This is a genomic window from Pseudomonas sp. B7(2017) (genome assembly GCF_002112745.1).
In the GTDB taxonomy this organism is placed as follows: Bacteria; Pseudomonadota; Gammaproteobacteria; order Pseudomonadales; family Pseudomonadaceae; genus Aquipseudomonas; species Aquipseudomonas ekonensis.
Window position 1 is genome coordinate 127,291 of record NZ_NEIP01000017.1, and the last position, 8,610, is coordinate 135,900.

At 67.4% G+C, this 8,610-nt stretch carries 5 protein-coding genes; all 5 read left to right on the forward strand.

Annotated elements, in window-relative coordinates; all coding sequences use genetic code 11:
- Positions 1-39 precede the first annotated feature (39 nt).
- Positions 40-1,338 carry a precorrin-3B synthase gene (gene cobG, locus CAG29_RS24050; RefSeq protein ID WP_085582736.1) on the forward strand — a complete coding sequence of 433 codons (1,299 nt, stop codon included), beginning with the start codon at positions 40-42 and terminating at the stop codon, positions 1,336-1,338.
- A complete protein-coding gene (locus tag CAG29_RS24055) occupies positions 1,331-1,957 on the forward strand; it encodes a precorrin-8X methylmutase (RefSeq protein ID WP_085582734.1) in 627 nt (208 codons plus the stop codon). Before cobG ends, CAG29_RS24055 begins: the two co-directional genes overlap by 8 nt.
- Positions 1,954-2,688: a precorrin-2 C(20)-methyltransferase gene (locus CAG29_RS24060; RefSeq protein ID WP_371857675.1), complete on the forward strand. Its 735-nt coding sequence runs from the start codon at positions 1,954-1,956 to the stop codon at positions 2,686-2,688. Before CAG29_RS24055 ends, CAG29_RS24060 begins: the two co-directional genes overlap by 4 nt.
- Positions 2,688-4,382, forward strand: a complete 1,695-nt coding sequence (cobJ, locus tag CAG29_RS24065; protein WP_085695240.1) for a precorrin-3B C(17)-methyltransferase — start codon at positions 2,688-2,690, stop codon at positions 4,380-4,382. Before CAG29_RS24060 ends, cobJ begins: the two co-directional genes overlap by 1 nt.
- 273 nt (positions 4,383-4,655) lie before the next feature.
- Positions 4,656-8,609, forward strand: coding sequence for a TcdA/TcdB catalytic glycosyltransferase domain-containing protein (locus CAG29_RS24070; protein ID WP_085695241.1), 3,954 nt, complete (start codon positions 4,656-4,658; stop codon positions 8,607-8,609).
- Position 8,610 lies beyond the last annotated feature (1 nt).

The window sequence follows — 8,610 nt, forward strand, 5'->3', positions numbered from 1 at the left end:
CGTGCCCACCCAGCCGGTCAACCCTTGAACGAACGTCCGATGTCCACCGCCCTTCGCCCCTCGGCCTGTCCGGGATTGCTGCGCATTGTCCAGGCGCTGGACGGCGGCATCTGCCGGATCAAGCTCGACGGGGGGGCGGTCACGTCGGATCGGGCCGAGGCGGTGGCCGAGGCTGCCGAGCGTTTCGCCGGCGGCGTCATCGAGGCGACCAACCGCGCCAACCTGCAGATCCGCGGGATCGGCGACCGCTCCGCAGCCCTGATCGACCAGCTGCTGGCCGCAGGGCTCGGGCCGCGCACCGCCGCCGGCGACGATGTGCGCAACCTGATGCTCAGCCCGTCTGCCGGGATCGACCGGCAGATGCGTTTCGACACCCGTCCGCTGGCGCAGCAGATCCTCGAAACCCTGCAATGCCATCCGCGCTTTCATGAACTGAGCGCCAAGTTCGCCGTGCAGCTGGACGGCGGCGAAGCCCTGGCGATGCTCGAACATCCGCATGACCTGTGGCTGTCGGCCTGGGATCGCGACGGGCAGGCGTTGTTGGCCTTCGGCCTGGCCGGTTGCCCGACGGAACCTGCGTCGGCGGCGGTGGCGCTGGAGGACGGCCATGAGTTGATTGTCGCGGTGCTGGAGTTGTTCCTCGAGTCGGCGCGCCCGGAGCAGACGCGGATGCGCCATCTGCTGGATGAACTGCCGCTGCCGGCCTTCCTCGAACGGCTCGGGGCGCGCGTGCCGCTCATGGCCCTCGACGGCTGGCAGCGCCCGCAGGCTGACGGTGCGCTGCACATCGGCGTTCACCGGCAGCACGTGCCGGGACGGGTCTACGTCGGCGCGGTGCCGCCGCTGGGGCGTCTCGACCCGGCGATGCTGCGTGGCGTCGCGGACCTTTCGCGACGGTTCGGCGACGGCAGCCTGCGGTTCACCCCGTGGCAAAGCCTGCTGCTGCCGAACATCGAAGAGGCCGACGCCGGGCAGGTGTTGCTCGGGCTTGAGCAATTGGGTCTGCGCACCCAGGCACGCGATCCGCTCACTGCCGTGATCGCCTGCACCGGCGCCAGCGGCTGCGGCAAAGGCCTGGCCGACACCAAGGCCGACGCCCGCCGGCTGGCCGCGCTGCTGCCGCAGGCCCAGGCCGTGCACCTGTCCGGCTGCCCGCGTTCCTGCGCCGCCGCACACCGTGCCCCGGCGACGCTGCTGGCCGTCGGCCCCGGCCACTATGACCTTTATCTGCGCGATGCGGCGTTGCCCGGCTTCGGCGCGCTGCACGCTCAAAACCTCACTATCGACGCGGCCGCGAGCTTGCTCGCCGCCCGCTCACGGAGCCCCCTTGATGCTTGATTACATCCGCGACGGTCAGGAGATCTATCGCAACTCCTTCGCGATCATCCGCGCCGAGGCCGACCTGGCGCGCATTCCGGCCGACCTCGAAAAACTCGCGGTGCGGGTGATCCACGCCTGCGGCATGGTCGAGGCGGTCGACGGCCTGCAGTTTTCCGAAGGCGCGGGCAAGGCCGGGCGCGATGCGCTGGCCGCCGGGGCGCCGATCCTGTGCGATGCGCGCATGGTGGCCGAGGGCATCACCCGCGCACGCCTGCCGGCGGACAACCCGGTGATCTGCACCCTGCGCGACGAGCGTGTGCCGGCGCTGGCCCGCGAGCTGGGCAACACCCGTTCCGCCGTCGCGCTGGAGCTGTGGCGCGAGCACCTGGAAGGCAGCGTGGTGGTGATCGGCAACGCGCCGACCGCCCTGTTCTACCTGCTGGAGATGATCGATGCCGGCGCCCCGAAACCGGCGTTGATCCTGGGCTTCCCGGTGGGCTTCGTCGGCGCTGCCGAATCCAAGGCCGCGCTGGCCGCCGACAGCCGCGGCGTGCCGTTCGTGATCATGCAGGGCCGCCTCGGCGGCAGCGCCATGGCCGCCGCCGCCGTCAACGCACTCGCCACGGAGATCGAATGATGCAGGCACAAGGACGCTTGATCGGCCTGGGCGTGGGCCCCGGCGACCCGGAGCTGATCACCGTGAAGGCCTTGCGCCTGCTGCGCGAGTCGCCGGTGGTGGCCTACTTCGTGGCCAAGGGCAAGAAAGGCAACGCCTTCGGCATCATCGAGGCGCACCTGCAGGACGCGCAGAACCTGCTGCCGCTGGTCTACCCGGTGACCACCGAAGCGCTGCCGGCGCCGCTGTCCTATGAACAGGTGATCAGCGACTTCTACGATGGCGCCGCCGAAGAGGTGGCCGCGCATCTGGACGCCGGCCGCGACGTGGCGGTGATCTGCGAAGGCGATCCGTTCTTCTACGGCTCCTACATGTACCTGCACGACCGCCTCGCCGCCCGCTACGAAGCCGAAGTGGTGCCGGGCGTCTGCTCGATGCTCGGCGGCGCCTCGGTGCTGGGCGCGCCGCTGGTGTACCGCAACCAGAGCCTGTCGGTGCTCTCCGGCGTATTGCCGCACGAAGAGCTGAAGCGGCGCCTGGCGGATGCCGACGCGGCGGTGGTCATGAAGCTGGGACGCAATTTCCCCAAGGTGCGCCAGGTGCTGGACGAGCTCGGCCTGGCCGGGCGTGCGCTCTACGTCGAGCGCGCGACCATGGCCAACCAGAAGATCGTGCCGCTGGATGAGGTCGAGCCGATGTCGTCGCCGTACTTCTCGCTGATCATCGTTCCCGGCGAACGGTGGCAAGGCTGATGACTCCCATGCCTCCAGCCATCGTCATCCTCGGCCAGGGCAGCCTGGCCACGGCCCGCCGCATTCAGCAGGTCTACCCGACGGCGCAGGTCCTGGGCCTGGCCGGACGGGTCGACGGCGCCGACCGCACCTACGCCGAATTCGGCGCCGCCTTGCGTGAGCTGTACGCGCAGGGGACGCCGATCGTCGCCCTGTGCGCGGCGGGCATCGTCATCCGCACCCTGGCCCCGCTCCTTCTGGAAAAGGGCGCTGAGCCGGCGGTGCTGGCCGTCGCCGAGGACGGCAGCGCCGTGGTGCCGCTGCTGGGCGGCCTGGGCGGCGTCAACGTCATGGCCAGGGAGATCGCGGCCGGCCTGCAGGTCACGGCGGCGATCACCACCAGCGGCGAGCTGCGCTTCGGCACCTGCCTGCTCAATCCGCCGGAAGGCTACGTGCTGAGCGACCTGGAGTCGGGTAAACGTTTTGTCGCCGATCTGTTGGCCGGGCACCGTGTGCGCATCGAAGGCGCTGCGCCGTGGCTGGACCAGGCGCAGTTGCCGCAGGATCCCCAGGCGCAGCGTTCGATCCATGTCGGCAGCGATGCGCAGGCGGTGAGCGCCGATGAGTTGCGGATCTACCCGCGCAACGTCGCGGTGGCGGTGAATGCCGAAGGTGCGCAGCACATTCGCGCCGCGCTGCAGGCGGCCGATGTGGCGTTGCCGTCGCTGGCCTGCCTGGTCGCCGCCGACACCCGAATGACGGATCCGGCATTGCGTGAAACCGCGCTGGAGCTGGGTGTGCCGCTGCGTTTTGCCGCCGCCGCGAATGACATCGCCGGGCTGGCCCGCGCGGCCGTCCCAGGCGCGAAGGTCATCGAAGTGTCCTCGCGCATTGCCATCGCCGTGGCCGATCAGCCGCTTTCGGTCGACAGGATCGGCCGCCCGCGCGGACGCCTGGCCGTGATCGGCCTCGGCCCCGGCGCCGTCGAACTGATGGTGCCGGCGGTGAAGGCCGAACTGGCCCGGGCCACCGACGTGCTCGGCTACGAAACCTACGTGCGCATGGCCGGCCCGTTCCGCGACGATCAGATCCAGCACTGCACCGACAACCGCGAAGAGATGCAGCGCGCCCGCCATGCGTTCCGGCTGGCGGCCGAGGGGCGTTCGGTGATCGTGGTGTCGTCCGGCGACCCGGGCGTGTTCGCCATGGCGGCGGCGGTGCTTGAGGCGTTGCACGAGTCGGACGATCCGGCGTGGCACAGCGTCGAGCTGGAAATCCTGCCGGGGGTGTCTGCGTCCCTCGCGACGGCTGCCCAGGCCGGCGCGCCGTTGGGGCATGACTTCTGCGTGATGTCGCTGTCGGACAACCTCAAGCCGTGGTCGATCATCGAGAAGCGTCTGGACCTGGCCGCCGAAGCGGACCTGGCCCTGGCGTTCTACAACCCGATCTCCCGCGCACGTCCCTGGCAACTGGGCCGTGCGCTGGAGATCGTCGCCCGGCACCGCGCGCCGCAGACGCCGGTGGTGCTGGGCCGCGACATCGGCCGTCCGGGCCAGACCCTGCGCACGACCACGCTGGGTGCGCTGACGCCGGATCAGGTGGACATGCGCACCATGGTGCTGATCGGCTCTTCAACGACGTGCACGTTCCCCCGTGCGGAAGGCGGGGAGTGGGTCTACACGCCGCGTTGGTACGGTGAAAAACCAACGTCGTGACAACGTGAAAAACGTGTCGTTGTATTAATTAAGGCCGTGAAACGGAAAGTTTCACGGCCTTTTTTGTGGTGCAAACAGGAGTGCTCGGAACAGGCTCGAAAAGTGCCGATAAACATTGTCGGCATCATTTGGTTTGAGCATGTTTCGTTGTTCTGTTTTTGAAAAGAATTGCATTCGTTGTCAATGGAGCCGGGGGCCTGCGCTGAGTAGTTTCCTGTTGGACGCACTTCTGCGTACTTCAAAAATGATCAGTGATGTCGAGGCATACATTCCATGCAGGATGCAAAAATCAAAAAGGATGAGGCGTACTGTGAGTTCATCGAACTGTTCAAGTTGAGCGCGCTGGAACAGGCATTGAGCCCATTCAAGGGCAGTCAGGAACACGACGCGGTGTTGCGTTACTACTTCGCCTGTATCGCAAAGCTTGAGTTGCACAGGTTGCAGGAGCCGCTGGCCCTGCTGAGACAAACACTGGAACCGATGCGTCAGACCGGTGCCGGAAAGGGGCCGGCGGACGGATTGACGCCGATCTGCGAAAAGATCGCCGACTATGAAACCCGCGTGCAGCGCAGCCTAGAACAACTGCGAACGCCAGCCACCGAAGTGCCGAAGATCATGCATTTCGTCTGGCTCGGCGGGGGCGTCGGCGAGATTCAGCGCGATTACCTCAATCTCTGGAAACGGGTGATGGCCGGCACCGGCCATGTCCTCAATCTCTGGTACGACAGCGATGCGCTGCTGGCCCACCACACCAACAAGCTGATCGTCGAGGCCGCGAAGGCCGATGCCCTTGCGCAGGTGGACGGCCGAAGCGTCACAGCGGATGAACTGGCGACGCTGTATGAAGCGCGGGCGATCGTGCTCAAGCAGCAGATGCAGGCCCATATCGAGGCGGCCGTCGCCGCCGGCCGGTCGGCGGATGACGCCAGGATCGATCTTCTGGTGCGTGCCTATGGCCAGGATGCCGATGCGTTGCGGGAACGGATCACGCAAAACCTGCTCAGCGTCGCGGCCTTCGGGGACGACGTCCTGACGCTGCGCGACCTTGGCGACCTTGAGGCGCCGATGGCGCTGCAGCACCTCTACGAACGGGAAATCCGCCTGCGCGGCAACCTGGCGGCGGCCTCCGACATCGTGCGCCTGCATGCGCTGGTCAGCGAGGGCGGCAGCTATGCGGATGTCGACGGCTTGCCGCCGCTGGCGGAGCGGCTCGGCGCGGTCGACATCACCGGCTGGGGCGCCGATGCCCGGCTCGGGGCCTTGCAACTGTTGCTCGACCGCAACCCTGACTGGATGCCGGGCCGGCAGGCCGTTCGCGGCCGCTACATCTCCTACTTCGAACGTATCCCTGAACAGTCCAGGGCCGCCCTCGATGCGTTCGCCAGCAGCCATCCGTCGCTGGGAGACGTCTTCCGGCGACCGGCAGAGCGGTCGGCGAGACCGTTCGAACTGCGTGCTGTCGCGGAGTCCAATTCGTTGAGCAATGCTTTCCTCATGGCTCACCCCGGTGCCGGGATGATCGAGGCGGTGCTGGAACGCATGCGCCTGAGCTATGCCGTCGTCGATGGCGCAGCGAAGCTGGCCCGGGAGCGAGGGGTGGCGTTCAGCGACAACGAGAGCATGGTGTCGCTTGCGCACGAGACCGTTGAGCAGGCGTTGGGGCCGTTGCCCGAACTGCCGATGGAAGAGGAAATCTTCGCCGGTTTGCTGGCCGACGCCGCTGCCGGTTACTTCCGTGACGGCATTCGCCCGCAAAGCGAGGGCACCATCTACCTGACAGGGCCTGCCGCCATGCGTGACGGCATGCGCAACTACCAGAAGCGGCATTTCACGCCGCAGGGCGCTGCGGCGCTGGGCAACGACCTGGTCATCGTCCCTTCGGCGACGGTCAACCGCATGACGGAAGAAGAACAGGATCATTCCTGGAAGGACAACGGAACCGATTCGTTGAAGTGGGTCAGCGACGAACAGGCCCATTGGCGGGACGGTCGGTATGCCATCCGTTACGGCGGCGACATCGCCCAGTTGCTCAAGCATTCGACGGTCGAGTTCCAGTCCGGCTGGCCCGTGATCGAAGGACGGGCTGTGCTCCTGAGCGGTGTCCTGCAACGGCTGGTCGACGCCTTGGGAGAACCGTTGGTGCAGGCCATGCGCAGCGGTCTGGACGGTGAGGTCAGGTTCGACAAGCCGCTGCCGCTGCGCTTCGAGGATCGGCAGGCCATCAAGGCGCAGCCGCTGGATGTCCTCCCGCCGGCCTTTGCGGGTGAAACCGGGACCGCAGGCGCAGGGGTGGACGAAGTCTTGGGCATGCTCGCCAAAGGCACCCTGCACGTAGTGCAGGCCGACCCGGTGCAGCGTCTGGCGTTGGGCGCTCTGCTGGGCGCGGACTCGCTGGACAACCGGCGTCTGGTGCAGTTGCACAGCGAGCTGGACAACCTGGCCAACAGCATCGGCGAACGGGGAAGCTCCAATCGTTACGCCGCCCTCGAACGGCATCTGTTCAAGCGCCGTCCACCCGGTTTCCTGGAGGGGCTGGCCAGTGTCGCCGATGAACCGGTGCTCTCCTCCGGCAGGGCGCTGGACCTGATGAAGAGCGTGATGCTCAATGCGCACACACCGTTCCAATGGGGGCGTCATGTGGCGCAGATCCGACAGCTTGCCACGCTGGAACACCGGATCCAGGTGCAGGAGCGCGTGGAACAGGTGCTGCAGCGCTTCGACGCGGCCAGCGTCAAGCTGGTGCCGCAGGATCTGCTGCTGCAAGGTTCGGGGGACGACCTCGCAGGGCGCTGCTATCCGTTGTCCTTGGTGATGGGGGCCGCTTTGGCGCAGGGTGAGCAGGCCTCCCGGCGTCTGCGCGAGCGTTTTTACCTGGCGGTCCTGGAGCCTGAGCAGAGTGATTCCATCGCCTTTCTGAACGGACTGGAGACGCTGCGCGATGTACCGTTGAGCGAGGTGGGCAGGCCTGCGGCGCGGACGGACCTGAGCGGGATCCGCACCAGGCTGGAGGCCTCCGGCGACCGCCTCGGCCTGATGCTCATCTCCGACAATCACGTGCTGCTCGTGGCGAAGACGGCTGCGGATGCCGGCGGTGCCACGCTGCATTTCTTCGATCCCAACTTCGGTCTGTTCGGATTCAAGGAGCCCGCCGCGTTCCAGCAGGCGCTGGAGGATTTCTTCGTCGGCGCAGGCATGGCCGGCCACTACGCCGCATTCGGTGAGCCCGGCCGTCCGATGTTCGATGTGATCGAGCTTCAGGGCGAGCGGGTGTCCGCCTTGCCGCTCTCCGCCGGGTTGCGGCTGGCGCACCTGCTGGAGTCCGACACTTTGCCGGGGCAGCCCTCGGCCCTTCCGATCCGCCGGCGGGTGGCCAGTGCCCGTGGCCGGTCACTGAGCGACAATGCCCATCTGGGACGTAGCCTGCTGGATCTGGACAGCCGCTGGTGGGCCCGGCAGATCGCCGATGCGACGGTGGGGCTGCAGGCGTTGCACGCCTCGCCCAGACCTTGGGTGCCGTTGTTCGAAACGCTTGAAGTCACGCCTGACAGCGCCTACCGGATAACCTTGGTCGATCCTCTGGACGCGACCCATGTGGTGCAGGTCGCCAGCAAGGATCACCGGTTGCTGCGCATCAGGCAGTGGCTGACCGAGCGATTCTCGACGCTGGTGCGCAAACCCCAAGGGGCGGCGCTGCCGTCGGGGTCTGTCGAGGCGGGGGCGGTCCATACGCTCAACGCCGGCTTCGCGCTCCAGTCGCTGATGATGGCCTTGCGTGAGCGTGAAGGGGATGACCGCACGCTGACCTTGGCGGTGCGCCTGCACGGCTACGTGAATTATGCGCAGCTCGCCCATGGCCTGGCCGTGGATGCGGCCGGACTGATGAGACTGTATGCCACTGCCATCAACCAGGAGCCGGTCATTGCCCGCACCTGCGCCCCGCTGGTCGGCGAAGCGCTGGGCCACGTCGCCGATGAAGGGGTGGGATCGCTGCTGGGGCTGGCCAACGTGGGGTTTGACATCTATCAGTTGGCGACCGCGAAGCGCGAGGTGGACGTGGCCCGTTTCGGCACGCAGTTGGCGTTCGACTCGGCAGGTCTCGTCGCGGGGTTGGGGGGGCTGGCGGCCGCCGCCAGCCCCCCCAACCCCGCGACGCGACCTGCCGAGTCGAACGCCCACTTCGTGCCGAAACGGGCCACGGCCACCTCGCGCTTCGCCGTCGCCCACTGAT

Excerpts from the sequence above, each read along its gene's own strand:
- cobG (WP_085582736.1), top strand. The coding sequence starts at position 40 with ATGTCCACCGCCCTTCGCCCCTCGGCCTGTCCGGGATTGCTGCGCATT.
- CAG29_RS24055 (WP_085582734.1), top strand. The coding sequence starts at position 1,331 with ATGCTTGATTACATCCGCGACGGTCAGGAGATCTATCGCAACTCCTTC.
- CAG29_RS24060 (WP_371857675.1), top strand. The coding sequence starts at position 1,954 with ATGATGCAGGCACAAGGACGCTTGATCGGCCTGGGCGTGGGCCCCGGC.
- cobJ (WP_085695240.1), top strand. The coding sequence starts at position 2,688 with ATGACTCCCATGCCTCCAGCCATCGTCATCCTCGGCCAGGGCAGCCTG.
- CAG29_RS24070 (WP_085695241.1), top strand. The coding sequence starts at position 4,656 with ATGCAGGATGCAAAAATCAAAAAGGATGAGGCGTACTGTGAGTTCATC.